17 protein-coding genes, 3 tRNA genes and 1 rRNA gene are annotated in these 17,858 nt (G+C 32.0%); 20 read left to right on the top strand and 1 reads right to left on the bottom strand.

The window, feature by feature from the left end; genetic code table 11:
* The first annotated feature begins 131 nt into the window (after window positions 1-131).
* The 10 genes from rrf to disA all read left to right on the top strand — a co-directional run bounded on the left by rrf (window position 132) and on the right by disA (window position 9,359).
* A 5S ribosomal RNA gene (gene rrf, locus BR66_RS0114660) occupies window positions 132-248 on the top strand.
* A gap of 5 nt (window positions 249-253) precedes the next feature.
* Window positions 254-328 (top strand) — tRNA-Asn (locus tag BR66_RS0114655).
* A gap of 140 nt (window positions 329-468) precedes the next feature.
* Window positions 469-705, top strand: coding sequence for a hypothetical protein (locus BR66_RS0114650; protein WP_026883585.1), 237 nt, complete (start codon window positions 469-471; stop codon window positions 703-705).
* Between the two features lie 232 nt (window positions 706-937).
* The gene (locus tag BR66_RS0114645; RefSeq protein WP_026883584.1) at window positions 938-1,891 is read left to right on the top strand and encodes an ROK family protein; all 954 of its coding nucleotides are present in this window, start codon (window positions 938-940) and stop codon (window positions 1,889-1,891) included.
* A gap of 218 nt (window positions 1,892-2,109) precedes the next feature.
* Window positions 2,110-2,568 (top strand): CtsR family transcriptional regulator, encoded by a 459-nt coding sequence (locus tag BR66_RS0114640; protein ID WP_026883583.1) that lies wholly within the window; start codon window positions 2,110-2,112, stop codon window positions 2,566-2,568.
* A gap of 164 nt (window positions 2,569-2,732) precedes the next feature.
* Window positions 2,733-3,257, top strand: coding sequence for a UvrB/UvrC motif-containing protein (locus BR66_RS0114635; RefSeq protein WP_026883582.1), 525 nt, complete (start codon window positions 2,733-2,735; stop codon window positions 3,255-3,257).
* 1 nt (window position 3,258) lies between these two features.
* Entirely contained in the window at window positions 3,259-4,281 is a 1,023-nt protein-coding gene (locus BR66_RS0114630; protein WP_026883581.1) for a protein arginine kinase, read from the top strand.
* A 12-nt stretch (window positions 4,282-4,293) separates the two neighbouring features.
* A complete protein-coding gene (locus BR66_RS0114625; protein WP_026883580.1) occupies window positions 4,294-6,732 on the top strand; it encodes an ATP-dependent Clp protease ATP-binding subunit in 2,439 nt (812 codons plus the stop codon).
* Between the two features lie 187 nt (window positions 6,733-6,919).
* Complete coding sequence (gene radA / locus BR66_RS0114620) at window positions 6,920-8,272, top strand: DNA repair protein RadA (RefSeq protein ID WP_026883579.1); 1,353 nt, start codon at window positions 6,920-6,922, stop codon at window positions 8,270-8,272.
* 43 nt (window positions 8,273-8,315) lie between these two features.
* Window positions 8,316-9,359 carry a DNA integrity scanning diadenylate cyclase DisA gene (gene disA / locus BR66_RS0114615; protein ID WP_156946297.1) on the top strand — a complete coding sequence of 348 codons (1,044 nt, stop codon included), beginning with the start codon at window positions 8,316-8,318 and terminating at the stop codon, window positions 9,357-9,359.
* 168 nt (window positions 9,360-9,527) lie between these two features.
* Here disA and BR66_RS0114610 read toward each other — a convergent pair whose 3' ends face one another.
* Window positions 9,528-9,932, bottom strand: coding sequence for a nucleoside triphosphate pyrophosphohydrolase family protein (locus BR66_RS0114610; RefSeq protein ID WP_026883577.1), 405 nt, complete (start codon window positions 9,930-9,932; stop codon window positions 9,528-9,530).
* A 383-nt stretch (window positions 9,933-10,315) separates the two neighbouring features.
* Between BR66_RS0114610 and BR66_RS0114605 the strand changes: the two genes are divergently transcribed.
* The 10 genes from BR66_RS0114605 to tuf all read left to right on the top strand — a co-directional run bounded on the left by BR66_RS0114605 (window position 10,316) and on the right by tuf (window position 17,853).
* The gene (locus BR66_RS0114605; RefSeq protein ID WP_026883576.1) at window positions 10,316-11,407 is read left to right on the top strand and encodes a PIN/TRAM domain-containing protein; all 1,092 of its coding nucleotides are present in this window, start codon (window positions 10,316-10,318) and stop codon (window positions 11,405-11,407) included.
* A gap of 16 nt (window positions 11,408-11,423) precedes the next feature.
* The gene (ispD, locus tag BR66_RS0114600) at window positions 11,424-12,152 is read left to right on the top strand and encodes a 2-C-methyl-D-erythritol 4-phosphate cytidylyltransferase (protein WP_026883575.1); all 729 of its coding nucleotides are present in this window, start codon (window positions 11,424-11,426) and stop codon (window positions 12,150-12,152) included.
* Between the two features lie 212 nt (window positions 12,153-12,364).
* Window positions 12,365-13,762, top strand: a complete 1,398-nt coding sequence (gene cysS, locus BR66_RS0114595) for a cysteine--tRNA ligase (RefSeq protein WP_026883574.1) — start codon at window positions 12,365-12,367, stop codon at window positions 13,760-13,762.
* Between the two features lie 15 nt (window positions 13,763-13,777).
* Window positions 13,778-14,197: a Mini-ribonuclease 3 gene (locus BR66_RS0114590; protein WP_026883573.1), complete on the top strand. Its 420-nt coding sequence runs from the start codon at window positions 13,778-13,780 to the stop codon at window positions 14,195-14,197.
* A gap of 48 nt (window positions 14,198-14,245) precedes the next feature.
* Complete coding sequence (gene rlmB, locus BR66_RS0114585; RefSeq protein WP_035796378.1) at window positions 14,246-15,121, top strand: 23S rRNA (guanosine(2251)-2'-O)-methyltransferase RlmB; 876 nt, start codon at window positions 14,246-14,248, stop codon at window positions 15,119-15,121.
* Between the two features lie 2 nt (window positions 15,122-15,123).
* Complete coding sequence (locus BR66_RS0114580) at window positions 15,124-15,636, top strand: NYN domain-containing protein (RefSeq protein WP_026883571.1); 513 nt, start codon at window positions 15,124-15,126, stop codon at window positions 15,634-15,636.
* Window positions 15,637-15,711: 75 nt separating this feature from the next.
* Window positions 15,712-16,353 (top strand): RNA polymerase sporulation sigma factor SigH, encoded by a 642-nt coding sequence (sigH, locus tag BR66_RS0114575; RefSeq protein ID WP_026883570.1) that lies wholly within the window; start codon window positions 15,712-15,714, stop codon window positions 16,351-16,353.
* Between the two features lie 62 nt (window positions 16,354-16,415).
* Window positions 16,416-16,490, top strand: a tRNA-Gly gene (locus BR66_RS0114570).
* A gap of 11 nt (window positions 16,491-16,501) precedes the next feature.
* Window positions 16,502-16,577 (top strand) — tRNA-Thr (locus BR66_RS0114565).
* A gap of 82 nt (window positions 16,578-16,659) precedes the next feature.
* Window positions 16,660-17,853, top strand: coding sequence for an elongation factor Tu (tuf, locus tag BR66_RS0114560; RefSeq protein WP_026883287.1), 1,194 nt, complete (start codon window positions 16,660-16,662; stop codon window positions 17,851-17,853).
* Window positions 17,854-17,858: the final 5 nt, after the last annotated feature.

The raw sequence follows: 17,858 nt of genomic DNA, 5'->3' as shown, positions 1-17,858 counted from the left end.
AGAATGCACGTACTTAGGTTTGAGGGTTGAAAGGTTCCTTAGGTTGAGGATTTATTTTTAAAGGAATACAATTCGCTATGCGAATTGCATAAGCGACCATGCCAAATCGAAGATTTGGAACATCCGCTTAATCCAGTGATAATGGCTTAGAGGCAACACCCGTTCCCATTCCGAACACGAAGGTTAAGCTCTAAAGCGCTGATGGTACTGCAGGGGTAGCCCGGTGGGAGAGTAAGTCGTCGCTGGTAAATGTTCTGCGATAGCTCAACGGTGGAGCACTCGGCTGTTAACCGATAGGTTGAAGGTTCAAATCCTTTTCGCAGAGCCATTATTTTGAATATTGTTTACGTCAGTTATTTATAACTGGCGTTTTTTACTATGGATAAAAATTTTAAAATTGCTCACAATAAAAAATATCATAATTTCAGCTAATTAAGTTTCACTTTATTAGCAAGAGGAGAAAGTAACATGTCAAATTATAGATTAGATGTTAAAGGAGCAATTACATTAGGTGACTATAGTAGTATTTATGATTATATGGAGATGATAAATAACAACGATAGTTTAATAATTACTATCAAAGAAGAGAATAAAAAAGAGTTAGAAATAGTAAAAAGCATGTTAAAGAACAAAAATTTTTTTATAGATGGAAATATAGAAGATATTCATAGAAAATATTTTATAAAGGCACGTAAAAATAATTAGATAAATAACATTATCCTAAAATATAGTATAATATAAGAATATAAACTATAATGATAACTGAGATATGATATAATGTTATATTATATGGTAAATTAGCACAGATTTATTGCTTGTTAAGCTAAGAGTTTAGCAAGCAATAAATTCCAGTAATCTTTTTTCTAGCAGTCATTTTAGTTACTGGAAATTATCATAAAATTGACAGCTAAATTTTATTATACAAGGAGAGTAAATAATGGAAAAAAAATATGTTATAGGAATTGATTTAGGGGGAACAAAAATTAATGGTGCTTTAGCCGATTTAGAGGGAAATGTAATAAGTCAACATATAATTCCAACTAATGCTTCAGAAGGTGAAGAAAAAGTACTAAATAGAATATTTCAAGTTATTGAAAAGGTTTTAACTGATGCAAGTAAAACATCAGAAGATATTAAAGCAATAGGAATAGGCTCTCCTGGTCCATTAGATGCCAAAAAAGGAATAATAATTTCAACCCCAAATTTACCATTTGATAATTTTGAATTAATTAAGCCAATAAAAGAAAAATTTAATATACCTACATATTTAGATAATGATGCAAATGTTGCAGCTATTGGAGAGCACATATTTGGTGCTGGAAAAGGAACAGAGAATATGGTGTTTATAACAGTTAGTACAGGCGTTGGTGGAGGAGCAATAATAAACGGAAAAATATACAGAGGGAATACATGTAATGCTTTAGAAATTGGACATACTACCATTGAAAAAGATGGTCCAAGATGTAATTGTGGAAATTATGGATGTGTAGAGGCTTTAGCATCAGGTACTGCAATCGGAAAAAGGGCTAATGAAGCAGTTGAAAGAGGAGAAGAAACATCATTAAAAAATTATAAAGAGCTAACTTCTTATGAAGTATTTAAAGAAGCAAAACAAGGGGATAAAGTTGCTTCTGGAATATTAGATAGTTGCCTTAATTATTTAGGAATATGTGTTGCTAATATCATTGCAACCTTTGATCCAGAGATGGTTATTATAGGTGGAGGAGTAAGTCATGGCGGAAATATAGTTTTTGATAAGGTTAGGGAAGTTGTAAAGGAAAGGTGCTTAGAATCTATGGCTAATGCATGTTCAATAGTACCGGCTGGACTTGGAGCTGATTCTGGTGTTATAGGAGCAGTGGCTCTAGCTATAAGTGAATCAGATGATTAAATAGTTATAAGGTAAGATTTTTTATGGTTGCTAATAATATTCATGGATGTAAGCGTATTTGTATAAACAAGTACGCTTACATCCATTTTTTATTGATTTCTATGATGAAGGTTAAAAATGTTTATCCGATGATAAAAATGTATTGCAAAAATAAAAAAAAGTATTATAATAATATTAAAGTCAAAGAAAGTCAAAGTTTATTAAGAAGGGAAACATTAATGATTAGGATATCCGATATTATAGAAGAATTCATTAAGGAAATGATAGCCGAAAATGAAAAAGACGTAACAGAAATTCAAAGAAATGAATTGGCTAATCATTTTAGTTGTGCACCATCACAAATTAATTATGTACTAACCACTAGGTTTACCACAGAAAAGGGCTACTATATTGAAAGTAGAAGAGGCGGTGGTGGATGCATTAAAATCTCCAAGGTGGAATATGTTGAAAATCAGCCACTTGCAGATGTAATTTTAGATAAAATTGGTGAAAGCATAACCTACGATGGCGGAGCTAAGATTATTGATGCTTTAAGAGAATCAGAGGTTATATCGTGCAGAGAAATGAATATTTTAAAATCGGTTATTAATGACAGAACATTAGGTTTAGTTAATGATTACAGAAACAAAATTAGAGCAGAAATATTAAAGTCATCTATAATGGCTATAATGTTATAAATAGACTTCTTTGCATCTTTGATGCTTAGAAATCGTTATTCGGAAATATAGTAGCCTTAACATTTTTATTGATGATATTGGTTGGATAAATTTACAAAGTTCATTTGTAATTGTATAATAATATTATAATATTCCTTATATAGGTTGAGGAGGATTGACAATTTATGTTGTGTGAAATGTGTAAAAAAAATGAAGCGATTTTTCATGTAACCAAAATAGTAAACGGTAGTAAGCAAGAAATAAGTTTATGTGAGCAATGTGCTAAGAACTTTGATGGGTTTAACATTGCTAATGAAATTGGTATAATATCACCTTTTTCATTCCAAAATATCCTAAGCGGGTTAATGGGTTATATAGGTGAAGGACATAAAAACATTGAGGATACTACTACTTCTTGTGAAAATTGTGGAATAACATTAAAAGAATTTAAAGAGAATGGGTTACTTGGATGCGATGAATGTTATGAGAACTTTAGTAAAACTGTTAATACAGTGATAAGTAGGGTCCAAGGTAAAATAGAACATGTAGGAAAAATACCTAAAAAATGCGGGGAAGATATAATTAAAAAGAAAAGAATGGATAATTTAAAGCAGGATCTGCAAAAAGCTATAGCACTTGAAGAATATGAAAGTGCAGCTGAGATAAGAGACAAAATCAGAAAAATTAATAGCGAAGGAGGAAAAGAATAGCATGGAAAACTGGCTAGAATATGAAGGAGAAACTGAAAGTTTAGTTATTAGTAGTAGAGTAAGACTTGCAAGGAATATTAAAGATGAACCTTTCCCAAATAGACTTTCAGAAGAAACTGCAAGGAAAATTGTTGGTAATGTAGAAAATGCATTCTTTTCTGGACCGGGCATTAAGGATGAGTTTAAAAGCGTTCATCTATGGAAAGAGGATAATAATTCTAATCTATCTTTTGTAGAAAAACATCTTGTAAGTAATAAATTAATAGAAAACAATTCAAAGTCAGCGTTTATAGTTAACAATGAGCAAACTGCAAGTATAATGATAAATGAGGAAGATCATATAAGATTACAATGCATTAGTGCAGGGTTTAACTTAGAAGATATACTAAATTATGCAAATAAAATAGATGATCTAATAGAAGAAAAAATAGATTATGCTTTTGATGAAAAGCTTGGTTATTTGACAGCATGCCCTACTAATATAGGTACAGGACTAAGGGCATCCGTAATGATACATTTACCAGTAATTACTATGAATAATGGAATAAATGGAATATTAAATGCCTTAACTCAAGTTGGAATGACAATACGAGGATTATATGGAGAGGGATCTGGTGCATATAGTAATCTATACCAAATTTCAAATCAGGTTACATTAGGAATTAGTGAAAAGGATATAGTTGCCAATTTAACTGCGGTGGTGAAGCAACTTATAAATCAAGAAAATCTTTCAAGACAACAGGCAACTGGAACTTATAAATATGAATTGCAAGATAAAATATTTAGATCTTTAGGTATATTAAAAACTGCAAGGGTTATTGATTCAAGAGAATGCTTAAAGTTATTGTCCAATGTAAGAATGGGAGTGGAAATGGGAATAATAAATAACATAAGTAAAAAAGTACTTAACTATTTATTAGTAAATACTCAACCAGCAACACTGGCAAAACTTTTTGATGACAAATTAAGTGTAAAGGAACTTAACATAAAAAGAGCAGAGTATATTAGAGAAAAATTAAAATAGGTGGTGAGTTAAATGTTTGTTAATAGATTTAATGAAAGAACAGAAAAAGTATTAATTTTTGCTAAAGAAGAAGCTCAGATGTTCCAACATGGGTATGTTGGAACTGAACACATACTGCTTGGTATGCTTAAAGAGGATGAAGGAACTTCAAAGAAGATATTAAATGATATGGGAGTTTCACTTGACGGTGTTAGAGGTTTAATTGCAGAATATGAAGGAAAGGGCGATCTTGAGCTATATAGAAACGACATTCCATTAACGCCTAGAACAAAAAGGCTGCTTGAGATAAGTGCATTAGAGGCAACAAATCTAAATCATAATTATATTAGTCCAGAGCATATACTTTTGGGATTAATTAAAGAGGGTGAAGGGGTTGCCGTTACAATATTAAGTAATCTGAATGTTGATTTTGATAAACTCAGAAAAGATGTCTTAGCAAGTATGGCAGCTGGAAAAGAAAACAACGTCATGGATAAGGCTGGAAATAAAGCAGGGGAACCAACTCCAGCACTAGATCAATTTGGAACGGATCTTACAGCAATGGCAGCGGAGGGAAAGCTTGATCCTGTAATAGGAAGGGATAAAGAAACTCAAAGAATTTTAGAGATTCTTTGCAGGAGAACAAAAAATAATCCTTGCCTTATTGGAGATCCAGGAGTAGGTAAAACAGCTATTGCAGAAGGTCTTGCAGAAAGAATTGTATCTGGAAATATTCCTGAAATACTAAAAGATAAAAGAGTTATAACTTTAGATATATCTTCAATGGTAGCAGGCTCTAAGTATAGAGGTGAATTTGAAGAAAGATTAAAAAAAGTTATGGCAGAAATAAAAAAAGATGGCAATGTAATATTATTCATAGATGAAATTCATACTATAATTGGGGCTGGCGGAGCAGAAGGTGCAATTGATGCATCCAATATATTAAAACCATCCCTTGCAAGGGGTGAGATTCAATGTATCGGAGCTACAACTATAGATGAATACAGAAAATATATAGAAAAAGATACAGCGCTTGAAAGAAGGTTTCAACCAGTAACTGTAGGTGAACCATCATTAGAAGAAGCTGTACTAATATTAAAAGGTTTAAGAGATAAGTATGAAGCACATCATAGGGTAAAAATCACAGATGATGCATTAGAAGCAGCAGTGAATTTATCCGAAAGATACATTACTGATAGATATTTACCAGATAAGGCAATTGATTTAATTGATGAGGCAGGCGCAAGGGTGAGGATTGAAAATCTCACAGCACCACCAGATTTAAAAAATCAAGAAGAAGAGCTGGAAAAAACCACGAAGGAAAAATCAGATGCTATAAGGCTTCAGGATTTTGAAAAGGCAGCAAGCCTTAGAGATAAAGAAAAAGAACTAAAAAGCAAAATAGAGGATTTTAAAAAGAATTGGAAAAATCAAAATAATATTGATAATCATATTGTAGCTGAGGCTCAGATTGCAGCAGTTGTTTCAAAGTGGACGAATATTCCAGTAGAAAGGCTTACAGAAAAAGAGTCAGAAAAACTGTTAAAATTAGAGGAAACGCTTCACAAGAGAGTTATAGGACAGGATGAGGCTGTGAAATCAGTTGCTAGAGCTGTTAGAAGAGCTAGAGTTGGTTTAAAAGATCCAAAGAGACCTATAGGTTCCTTTATATTTCTTGGACCAACTGGTGTAGGGAAAACAGAACTTTCAAAAGCTCTTTCTGAAGCAATGTTTGGTGATGAGAATAGTATTATTAGAATTGATATGTCTGAATATATGGAAAAACATACTGTATCTAGATTAATTGGATCACCTCCAGGATATGTTGGATTTGAAGAAGGAGGTCAGTTAACAGAAAAGGTTAGGAGACATCCATACTCAGTTATATTATTTGATGAGATTGAAAAAGCTCATCCAGAAGTATTCAATATACTGCTTCAAATATTAGAAGATGGAAGACTCACTGACGGAAAAGGAAAAACAGTTAATTTTAGGAATACAATAATAATCCTTACTTCAAATGTAGGAGCATCTACCATCAAAAAACAGAATTCCCTTGGATTTAGTATGGATGATCCTAGCAAAGATACTCAATATGAAAAAATGAAAGAAAATATAATGGATGAGTTAAAACGCTCTTTCAAACCAGAGTTTTTAAATAGAATTGACGATATAATAGTATTTCATCAATTAGTGGAATTAGAACTACAAAAAGTTGTTAAGCTTATGCTTAAATCTGTAAGTGAAAGGCTTAATTATCAAGAAATAAATATTAAATTTTCAGAGGATGCTGAGAAGCTTTTAGTTAAAAAAGGATTTGATCCAAGTTATGGGGCAAGACCTCTTAGAAGGACAATAACAAAAATAGTTGAGGATAAAATTTCAGAAGAAATATTAAATGGTGAGATTAATAAAGGCGATGAAGTTTCAGTTACTGTAAAGGATAATGAACTGGCTTTTGCTAAAGTTTAAGGTTCACGAATTTTGGGAATGTAAGTAGATTTACTTACATTCCCATTTTCTTGGTTATTTATCTTTACCAAAAAATTTCAATGTGCTGCTAATGGAAAGTTTGGTTTATATTTATATTTTAATATAATTTAACAAATAAATTAAAAAACATTGTATAATAGTTATAAAGTGCAAGGAGGAAAAATTAATGGCCAAAAGTAAAATACATTTTGTTTGTCAAGAATGCGGATTTGAAAGCTTAAAAATGATGGGCAAATGTAGCAATTGTAATGCATGGAATAGTTTTGTTGAAGAAGTAATTGTAAAAAATGATAAAAACATAATTTTCAGTCAAAATAGTGAACCTAAATGTATAGTTAATATAAAATCAGGAGAACATGAAAGATATGACACCGGAATTGGAGAATTAAATCGAGTTTTAGGTGGTGGACTTGTTAGGGGATCTTTAACACTTATTTCAGGGGCTCCGGGAATTGGTAAGTCAACACTATTGCTACAGAGTTCAAATAATATTGCTGAAAAGTATGGTAAAGTTTTATATGTATCTGGTGAAGAGTCTGAAGAACAAATAAAAATGAGAAGTGATAGACTTGATGTAAATTCAAATAATCTTTTTATATTGGCTGAAACTAATATGGAAACAATTTCATTACAAATAGAAAAAATAAAACCAGTCTTTGTAATTATTGATTCTATTCAAACTGTTTTTAACCCTGAAGTAAGTTCTGCACCTGGTAGCGTCTCTCAAGTTAGAGAATGTGCCAATCAAATAATGAGAATTGGTAAAAATAAAGGGATTTCTTTTTTTATCGTGGCTCACGTAACAAAGCAGGGGGAATTAGCTGGACCAAGAGTGTTAGAACATATGGTTGACTGTGTACTCTCCTTTGAAGGAGAGAGGACAGAGGAATTCAGAATACTTCGTACTATAAAAAATCGTTTTGGTACAACAAGTGAAATTGGTGTTTTTGAAATGGCAGAAGAAGGGCTTCTTGAGGTAACAAATCCATCAAATGTATTTTTGGAAGAGACTAACTACAAGCAGGAAGGATCTATTGTAATAGGAGTTATGGAGGGAACAAGACCAATTTTGGTTGAAGTTCAGGCACTTGTAAGTGAAACAAAAGCAATAATGCCAAGGCGTACTGCTATTGGGGTTGATTCAGCAAGGCTGAATTTAATAATTGCAGTGCTGGAAAAAAAACTTAAAATACCATTTTATAATTGCGACGTTTATGTTAATGTAGTAGGAGGTCTTAGTATTGATGGAACTTTTGCAGACTTAGGATTAGCATTAGCATTAATATCAAGTGTAAAGAATAGGGAGATAAAGCTCGATAAAACAATTGTAGTAGGAGAAATAGGACTCACAGGAGAAGTAAGACCTATCTCATATTGTGATAGAATAGTGAATGAAGCGGACAAAATGGGATTTAAGAATATAATAATTCCTAACAGAAACAGTGAAAAGATTAAACCGAAAAATATGGGTGTACATGGTGTGTACACCTTGAAAGAAGCAATAAATAAAGTATTTTGAATAAGGTGATAGGGTGAATGAATTAAGATTAAAAAAAGATAAAATGCTCATGGACGTTCTTAAAATTTTGGCTCCTGGTACACAGCTTAGAGAGGGACTTGAAAATATTCTAAGAGCAAAAACAGGTGGACTTATAGTTTTAGGAGACAGTGAGCAGATAACGGATTTGATGGATGGAGGATTCAAAATAAACTCGGATTATAGTCCATCTTATGTATATGAATTGGCTAAGATGGATGGAGCTATAGTGGTTAGTTCTGATTTGAAAAAGATAATTAGTGCTAATGTTCAGCTTATTCCAGATTCGTCAATACCAACCTATGAAACTGGAACTAGGCATAGAACAGCTCAAAGGGTTGCAAGACAGACTGGGAATGTGGTTGTAGCTATATCCCAAAGAAGAAACGTTATAACTGTTTATAAGGACGATATAAAGTATGTATTAAGAGATAGTAGCATAATACTGGCAAGATCAAACCAGGCACTACAAACTCTTGAAAAATATGGTTCTGTTTTAGACAGGGTTGTTACTAATTTAAATTTATTGGAATTTCAAGATTTGGCAACTCTTTTTGACGTACTAACTGTAATACAAAGAACAGAAATGGTAATGCGTATTGTAGCTGAAATTCAAAGATATATATATGAATTAGGAAATGAAGGACGACTAATATCGATGCAACTTAACGAACTTGCAAAGAATGTAGAGCAAGATGGAATACTTCTTATAAGGGATTATTGTCAAAGCGGTATAGAATATAACGATGTGTATAAAAATATACAGAATATAAGTTCAGAAGAATTTTTGGATTTGGATACTATATCTAGGCATCTTGGATATGTGGGGGTTCCACTTGTAGATACTTTAATTTCGCCTAGAGGATATAGGATGCTAAACAAAATTCCTAGAATACCAACAAATGTTATTGAAAATTTAGTTAAGCATTTTAAGGAACTAAAGGCAGTTTTAGAAGCTTCACATGAAGAACTTGATAATGTAGAAGGTATCGGAGAAGCACGGGCTAAGGCAATAAAAAATGGATTGAGAAGACTTAGAGAACAGTTTATTTTAAACAGGCAATTTTAAGCTGAAGGGGCCGTCTTAGAATTATAGGATTTTTCCTTGAGTTGAAAAGTTAAAAGTTAAAAAGATGATTTTATCATTAGGTAAAATTAAAGGATTATTTAATTTCACCCTATGATTTATTAAAAAATCTTAATTAACTTTTGACTTTATTGAATTTGCTACTAATTATCATCTCAAATTATATTTGCCAAGGGTATTGATGCTATCATTTTCTTCAACAAGAACATCATATAAACTAATATCCAAAGAGCTACAAAGAGACGTTAGGTAGAATAAATGAGTACCAATTTCACCTTCAATTATAGATCTACAGTTTTCACATATCTTTCCTGATATATGTGTTTGAAGGCATTCACCTAGGTTTTCTATACTTAAGTTGGAATCATCCTCTGGAATTTTTTGTTTTTTTGCATTGATTTCAATGCATCCACAGTTTGTTACAGACTTTGCTATAGCTCTATTAATTCTAGCTTCAGATTCTTGTAATTTTGTCATTATGTCAATTATACTTTTATGTCTAATCAAAGAACCGTCAACGTTGTTTTGAAAATTATCAAAAATTATATCTTTCACTAGGCTCATCTCCCCTTTAAAAAATTAATATATCAACAAGTTGATTATAGAGTTTTTATGTTGAGGTTGTCAATGAAGCAAGCATTAAAACTACAGTTATATAATAAATCAATAGTTTTGTTATTAATAGGGGGATTTATTTGGTAGTACATGGCATATGATATAATTTTATATAAATATGTTACTAATGAATATGAAAATACTTAATATAGTGATATGATAAAAGGTATAACATATAGATAGACTTCATAAAAGTGAACATTTCATAAAAAACGTTTACTTTTATTGAAAATATGTGCTAGTTATTATATATTAAGAATAAAAGGTTTTTAATGTATTTAAATACAGATAAGTTGTCAACAATATAAATGGAGGTGAATGGTTTGCTAAAAAAATTATTAAGAGGTTTATTTACAATCATAGGTCTTGCATTAGGATGGATTCTTGGAAGTGAACTTATGGATACAGAGTATATTTTAAAACTTATATCAAAAAACAATACGATTGAAACGGTCTTATTTATGATTTTTTCTATTTTAATAGTTGGATTGATATTTTTTATTGTATCCCCTTGGATTATAAAGGGAATAATCAAAACTATGGATTATTTTGAAACAAACATTCAAAAATTGCCTATATCAGAGATTATTTCTGGAACCATAGGTGCTATTACAGGACTTATTATATCCATATTAATATTTAAATTATTTCCCAATCCCTCACAAGCATGGATAATTATCGAAAGCGCTATATCTATTATAGTAGCTGCATTGACTGCAGACCTTGCAATCAAGAAGAGGGATGAAATAACATCTTTATTTGTGAATCTCAAGAAGACAAATTCTGAAAAAGATAAAAAAGGTAAGTTAGTGTCAAAAGGAGCAGCTAAAATACTTGATACATCTGTAATAATAGATGGAAGAATATTTGATATATGTCAAACAGGTTTTGTAGAGGGAACACTTATTATACCAAATTTCGTTTTAGCAGAACTTAGGCATATAGCAGATTCTTCCGATGGACTTAAAAGAAATAGGGGCAGAAGAGGGCTTGATATACTTAATAAAATTCAAAAGGAATTAAATGTTGAAGTTCAAATATATGAAAAAGATTTTCCTGATATTCCTGAAGTGGACAGTAAACTGTTAAAATTGGCACAAGTTTTGAATGGTAAAGTAGTAACAAATGATTATAACCTTAATAAGGTGGCAGAGTTCCAAGGGGTACCTGTACTTAATATAAATGAACTTGCAAATGCAGTAAAACCTGTGGTACTGCCTGGAGAAGAAATGAAAATTACAATCATAAAAGATGGTAAAGAATCAGGGCAAGGAGTTGCATACTTAGATGATGGTACAATGATTGTTGTTGAGGGTGGAAGAAAACATATAGGTGAAACATTAACAGTTACAGTTACATCTGTTCTACAGACAGCAGCAGGAAGAATGATATTTGCAAAACAAAAAGAAGCTTAGGACAAGGAGTAATAAAATGAACAACAATTGTGCAATAGTAGTAGCAGGCGGTAAAGGAACAAGAATGAAAAAAAGTGTGAATAAACTTTTTCTTTGCCTAGATAATAAACCAATATTAGCGCACACTTTGGAAGCATTTCAAAAAAATAAATCCATTTTTAGTATAATACTTGTGGCTTCTGAGGATGAGATAGAGTACTGCGAAAAAGAAATAGTTTTAAAATATTCTATAAGTAAGGTTAAAAAAATTGTTTCAGGAGGAAATTTGCGTCAGCAATCTGTACTTAATGGTTTAAAAGCCATTGGCATTGAGGATGATTGCAATATAGTACTTATTCATGATGGAGCTAGACCTTTTATCGATGATAGAATTATAGAAGATGGAATAAAGTATGCTAACTTATATGGTGCAAGTGCTTGTGGAGTAGAACCCAAAGACACAATAAAGATAAGAGACAACAGTGGGTTTTCAAAGTATACACCTAAGAGAAGTGAATTATTTTGTGTTCAGACCCCACAATGTTTTAAGCTTGATATTATATTAAAAGCTCATGAGAATATTATTAAAAAAGATGTAATTGTGACTGATGATACTAGTGTTGCAGAACTGTATGGTAGCAAAGTGTTTTTGTACCAAGGAAGTTATAGTAATATAAAAATAACTACTCCAGACGATTTAATCCTAGGGGAAAAAATTCTAGATAGTTTGATTATTGATAGTAACAAATGTGTAAATAAAGAATAATTCATCATTATGAAGCTCATCCTATTTTCTAAGGATGAGCTATATTTAAGCTTTTAATTTAAACTAAATCTTTACGATTAAACAGCTGAAATGCTATAATCTTATTTATATAGTTGATTTATCAATTTTTGTCACGTTTTCAATTTTGATTATTATGATATTATTATCAATAGAAATAGTATTTTGTTTTTATTTAAATTAGGAGGAAAAATATGAAAATATACAATACAATGACACAAAACAAAGAAGAATTTATACCTATAACACCTGGCGTGGTTAAAATGTACGTTTGTGGGCCTACGGTTTATAACTTCTTTCATATAGGAAATGCAAGGACGTTTATAATATTTGATTCAGTGAGAAGATATTTTGAGTATAGAGGGTACAAAGTAGAATATGTTCAGAACTTTACTGATATTGATGACAGGATGATAACTAAAGCAAATGAAGATGGAATAACAATCAAGGAACTAGGAGACAGATTTATTTCAGAATACTATAAAGATGCCGATGGCTTAAACATAGAGAGAGCCACTGCAAATCCAAGAGCTACTGAATATATTATTGAAATAGTGAAATTTGTGGAAGATCTTATCAATAAAGGATATGCCTACGAGATTGATGGTGATGTTTATTATAGCACTAAAGAATTTCAGGCATATGGAAAATTGTCTGGTCAGGATTTAGAACAATTAGAGTCTGGAATTAGGATAAATGTAGATGAAAGAAAAAAAGATCCTATGGACTTTGCTATTTGGAAAAAACAAAAGGTAGGAGAACCAGGCTGGGAAAGTCCTTGGGGTATGGGAAGACCAGGGTGGCATATTGAATGTTCGTGCATGGCACTAAATCTTCTTGGAGAAACCATTGATATACATGCGGGTGGAATGGATTTAGTATTTCCTCACCACGAAAATGAAATAGCTCAGAGTGAAGGTAGAACAGGAAAAACATTCGCAAATTATTGGATGCACGCTGCTTATTTAAATGTTAATAATCAAAAAATGTCAAAATCATTAAATAATTTTTTAACAGCAAGAGAAGCACTAGAAAAATTTGATGCTGAAGTTATAAGATTACTTATGCTTAGTGCACATTATAGGACTCAATTAAATTATAGTATGGATTTACTTGAATCAGCTAAATCAGGACTTGAAAGATTATATAATTCCATTGAAAATTTGCAAAGTTTGCTTGAGCTATCTAAAATAGATAATTTAAAAGATGACGAGAATCAGTATATGGATAATTTAAATTCATATAAAGAAAAATATATTAAAAAAATGGATGATGATTTTAATACAGCAGATGCTATATCTGTTATTTTCGATTTAATCAAAGATGTTAACATAAATCTAAATATACATTCATCAAAAGAAATACTGAAATATTCACTTGATTTAATTAGGGAACTTGGTGGGCCATTAGGAATACTACAAAAATCAACCAAGGTAAATTTGGAAGATGAAATAGAAAAACTTATAGAAAAAAGAGAGAAAGCAAGAAAAGAAAAGAATTTTCAGCTATCTGATAAAATTAGAGATGATTTAAAAGCAGAGGGAATTACACTTTTAGATACACCTCAAGGAGTAAGATGGAAAAAAGCATAATTGAGGAGTCGTTATATGGAATTTGATTTATTAAAAGGTAGTTTTACAAAACAAGATGCACGAAATCTAAATCCACTTGTGCTAGCATTTGTTGGAGATGGAATTTATGAAATATTCGTTAGAGCATTTATCGTTAGTAAAAATAGAGAAATGAATGTTCACAAGCTACATATAAAAGCTATTTCATATGTAAAGGCCCACGATCAAAGTGAGTTTATGATGGCAATTATGGATGAATTAACAGAGGAAGAAACAAATATTTACAAAAGAGGACGAAATGCGAAATCTGGAACAGTGCCTAAAAATGCCAAAGTAAGTGAGTATAGGACGGCAACAGGGTTTGAAGCCTTATTTGGATATCTATACCTTACAGAACAAAAAGATAGAATAAATTATTTTCTTGAAATGATTGTAAAGATAAAAACTGGAGCATAGCAAACAAAAAACAAAATGATTGCACATTAACTACCGGAAGGAGTAAATATGAAAGAAACCTGGCAAAAAGAAAAATATAAAAAAAACCAAAAATCAAAGAATGATATTACGTTAAACGAGGATGAAAAAGCACAAAATGACACCAAACAAAACAGTGTAGAAATACCAGAAAGTGATTCGGATAGAGAAGATATAATTGAAGGTAGAAATGCCGTAATTGAAGCTTTAAAATCTGATAGAACCATTGAGCAGATACTTATATCAAGTGGAGAGGGACATGGTTCTATAAACGTAATATATGCATTAGCAAAAGAAAAAAAGATTGTTATAAAAGAAGTAGATAGAAGAAAGCTAGACAATTTATCGGTAACAGGGTCACACCAAGGAGTAATAGCTTATGTTACTCCATATAAATATTGCGAAATTGAAGATATACTAAATTATGCAAAAGAAAAAGGTGAGGATCCTTTTATAATTATATTGGATGAAATAGAAGATCCACATAACTTTGGATCTATAGTAAGGACAGCAGAAGTATGTGGCGCACATGGAATAATAATACCTAAACGCAGAAATGTAGGAGTGACGCCAACTGTTTACAAGACCTCAGCAGGTGCTGTGGAGTACATGAAAATCTCAAAGGTCACAAACATCAACGCAGCCATTGATACCCTGAAGAAAAAGGGTATATGGGCATATGGTGCGCATATGGATGGCAAAAGCTACTGTTTTCAAAACAATTTCACAGGTCCAGTTGCATTAGTAATTGGAAGCGAAGGAAAAGGAATTTCAAAACTCACAAAAGAAAAGTGTGACGTTTTAGTTAAAATACCTATGAAGGGTAATATTACATCCCTAAATGCATCAGTTGCTGCTGGTATCATAATGTATGAAATTTTAAAACAGAAAATTCAAAGAGGATAAAAGTGAAAACTATATTTATTGATGGATATAATGTAATTAACAGTTGGCAGCAATTAAGGGAAAGTAATACTGGAAGCTTAGAAAACTCTAGATTAAAACTAATTGATATATTACTTAATTATGGAACTTATAATGATTATAAAATATTTTTAGTATTTGATGGTCATCTTCAGCCTAAAAGTCTAGAGAAGAGAGAAAAATTGAGCAAAATCCTAATTGTTGTGTTTACTAAAGAGGGTGAAACAGCAGATAGTTTTATCGAAAGATATGTGAATAAAATAGGTAGGAAATCAGAGGTACTGGTTGTAACATCAGATTCTCTAGAACAACAACTTATTTTTCAAAGAGGAGCAGTAAGAATGTCTTCAATTGAATTTTATCATGAGGTGAAAAAAGTTGAAGATAACATACGAAATCAAAGCGAAAGTAAAGATTCTGAAAAAAGGTATAGGCTAGATGAGAGAATTGATAAGAAAACTGCAGAAAAATTAGAACAAATGAGGCGAAATAAATAATAAGCTTGACTTGTAAATTATTACTAATGTATAATTTAATTGATGTTTTTGTTTATTGGGGGTGTGAGTTTGACAATGAGAATTAGTGAAGCGTTACAACATTCAAAGTACTCTGAGTTGCTAGATGAAGAAATTATAGTTTGTACAAGAGATGGGGACAAGCAGGCTCAAGAATATCTTATTAGTAAATATGAAAACTTTGTAAAGATTAAAGCTAGATCATATTTTCTAATTGGTGCGGACAAAGAAGATATATATCAAGAGGGAATGATTGGGCTTTACAAGGCAGTGAGGGACTTTAAACCACATAAACTCGCTTCATTTAAGGCGTTTGCAGAACTTTGTATAACACGTCAGATTATAACTGCAATTAAAACTGCTACAAGACAAAAACATATACCACTAAACACGTACATTTCTTTAAATAAACCAATATATGATGAAGAATCGGATAGAACTCTTCTTGATGTATTGTATAGTGTTAGAGTTGCTGATCCAGAAGAACTAGTTATAAGCAGGGAAGAAGTTAATAATATAGAAAGTGAAATTGGAGAGGTTCTTTCAGATCTAGAAATGGAAGTTTTGAATTCATATTTGGAAGGAAAATCTTATCAAGAAATAGCCTGTGATTTAGATAGACGTGCAAAATCTATAGATAATGCGCTTCAAAGGGTTAAAAGAAAACTTGAGAAATGTCTAGAAAAAAGAATGGGGTAATATTGACAAAAAAGCTTTCTAGTGTTATAATATATAACTGATGCGTAATTGTAGTAAAATGGGCGGGAGTAGCTCAGTGGTAGAGCACTAGCTTCCCAAGCTAGGGGTCGCGGGTTCAATACCCGTTTCCCGCTCCAAAAAATAAATTGCCCATGTAGCTCAGTAGGTAGAGCGTCACCTTGGTAAGGTGGAGGTCACCAGTTCGAATCTGGCCGTGGGCTCCAAAATTTGGAAAATACAATACACGTGGAGCAGTTTACCTAATTTGTTTGAAATTAATGGATTGATTAAGGAGGAAGAAATAAAATGGGAAAAGCTAAATTCCAAAGAAACAAACCACATGTAAACATCGGAACAATAGGACACGTAGATCACGGTAAGACAACATTAACAGCAGCAATAACAACTGTTTTAGCACAAAAGGGCGGAGCAGTAGCAACAAATTATGCAGAAATAGATAAAGCACCAGAAGAGAAAGAAAGAGGAATAACAATCAACACAGCACACGTTGAATATGAAACAGATAATAGACATTATGCACACGTAGACTGTCCAGGACATGCTGATTATGTAAAGAACATGATAACAGGAGCAGCACAAATGGATGGAGCAATACTAGTAGTAAGTGCAGCAGATGGTCCAATGCCACAGACAAGAGAACATATCTTGCTTGCAAGTAGAGTTGGAGTACAACATATAGTAGTATTCTTAAACAAAGCAGACATGGTAGATGACGAAGAATTAATAGAATTAGTTGAAATGGAAGTAAGAGAATTACTAAGCGAATATGGATTCCCAGGAGATGATACACCAATCATCGTAGGAAGTGCATTAAAAGCATTAGAAAATCCAACAGATGCAGTAGCAACTAAGCCAATATTTGACTTAATGGATGCGGTAGATAGCTTTATACCAACACCAGTAAGAGCAACAGACAAACCATTCTTGATGCCAGTAGAAGATGTATTTACTATCACAGGAAGAGGAACAGTTGCAACAGGAAGAGTAGATAGTGGAGTTCTACATGTAGGAGACGAAGTAGAAATCGTAGGGTTAAAAGAAGAAACAGGCAAGACAACAGTAACAGGAGTAGAAATGTTCAGAAAACTTCTTGACGAAGCAATGGCAGGAGATAATATAGGAGCATTACTAAGAGGAATACAAAGAGATGACATCGAAAGAGGTCAAGTACTTGCAAAACCGGGTTCAATAACACCACATACAAGTTTTGTAGGTCAAGTGTATGTATTGAAGAAAGAAGAAGGCGGAAGACACACACCATTCTTTGACGGATATAGACCACAATTTTATTTCAGAACAACAGATGTAACAGGATCAATCAAATTACCAGAAGGAATGGAAATGGTAATGCCAGGAGATCACATAGATATGAAAGTTGAGTTAATCAACCCAGTAGCTATGACAGAAAACTTAAGATTCGCTATCAGAGAAGGCGGAAGAACAGTTGGATCAGGCGTTGTTACTTCTATAACTAAATAATTTGA

The organism is Clostridium akagii DSM 12554 (assembly GCF_000686725.1).
GTDB lineage: Bacteria > Bacillota > Clostridia > Clostridiales > Clostridiaceae > Clostridium_I > Clostridium_I akagii.
The sequence above is the reverse complement of the archived record's forward strand: the minus strand, read 5'-3'. Positions and strand labels throughout refer to the sequence as shown.

What these genes read in the sequence shown, in the direction of transcription:
- BR66_RS0114635 (WP_026883582.1), top strand. Translation starts at nt 2,733, where the DNA reads ATGTTGTGTGAAATGTGTAAAAAAAATGAAGCGATTTTTCATGTAACC.
- BR66_RS0114640 (WP_026883583.1), top strand. Translation starts at nt 2,110, where the DNA reads ATGATTAGGATATCCGATATTATAGAAGAATTCATTAAGGAAATGATA.
- rlmB (WP_035796378.1), top strand. Translation starts at nt 14,246, where the DNA reads ATGAAAGAAACCTGGCAAAAAGAAAAATATAAAAAAAACCAAAAATCA.
- disA (WP_156946297.1), top strand. Translation starts at nt 8,316, where the DNA reads ATGCTCATGGACGTTCTTAAAATTTTGGCTCCTGGTACACAGCTTAGA.
- radA (WP_026883579.1), top strand. Translation starts at nt 6,920, where the DNA reads ATGGCCAAAAGTAAAATACATTTTGTTTGTCAAGAATGCGGATTTGAA.
- BR66_RS0114625 (WP_026883580.1), top strand. Translation starts at nt 4,294, where the DNA reads ATGTTTGTTAATAGATTTAATGAAAGAACAGAAAAAGTATTAATTTTT.
- BR66_RS0114630 (WP_026883581.1), top strand. Translation starts at nt 3,259, where the DNA reads ATGGAAAACTGGCTAGAATATGAAGGAGAAACTGAAAGTTTAGTTATT.
- BR66_RS0114650 (WP_026883585.1), top strand. Translation starts at nt 469, where the DNA reads ATGTCAAATTATAGATTAGATGTTAAAGGAGCAATTACATTAGGTGAC.
- ispD (WP_026883575.1), top strand. Translation starts at nt 11,424, where the DNA reads ATGAACAACAATTGTGCAATAGTAGTAGCAGGCGGTAAAGGAACAAGA.
- sigH (WP_026883570.1), top strand. Translation starts at nt 15,712, where the DNA reads ATGAGAATTAGTGAAGCGTTACAACATTCAAAGTACTCTGAGTTGCTA.
- tuf (WP_026883287.1), top strand. Translation starts at nt 16,660, where the DNA reads ATGGGAAAAGCTAAATTCCAAAGAAACAAACCACATGTAAACATCGGA.
- BR66_RS0114645 (WP_026883584.1), top strand. Translation starts at nt 938, where the DNA reads ATGGAAAAAAAATATGTTATAGGAATTGATTTAGGGGGAACAAAAATT.
- cysS (WP_026883574.1), top strand. Translation starts at nt 12,365, where the DNA reads ATGAAAATATACAATACAATGACACAAAACAAAGAAGAATTTATACCT.
- BR66_RS0114590 (WP_026883573.1), top strand. Translation starts at nt 13,778, where the DNA reads ATGGAATTTGATTTATTAAAAGGTAGTTTTACAAAACAAGATGCACGA.